This window comes from Gilvimarinus sp. 1_MG-2023 (assembly GCF_030548285.1).
On sequence record NZ_JAUOSC010001824.1, the window covers coordinates 1 to 232 of the forward strand.

Consider the following 232-nt stretch of genomic DNA (forward strand, 5'->3'; position numbering starts at 1 on the left):
TATGTATGCCCTGAGCGAAGCAGAACGCAAAGCTGAAGGCGTCGAAATCCTGCCGCAAACCCTGGGCGAAGCCATTGATGAACTGGAAAAAGACACGGTGCTGACGGATGCCATCGGCAAAGAAGTGATGGCTGAGTTTGTCCGCCTCAAACGCGAAGAGTGGATCGACTACTGTCGCCACGTTTCCGACTGGGAAGTACAGCGCTACGGCGAATTCTTCTGAGCCTGAACT

At 53.9% G+C, this 232-nt stretch carries 1 pseudogene; it reads left to right on the forward strand.

Annotated features, from left to right (window positions below):
- A pseudogene (locus Q4563_RS23005) lies at positions 1-223 on the forward strand (hypothetical protein); the annotation flags it as partial.
- Between the last annotated feature and the right edge of the window lie 9 nt (positions 224-232).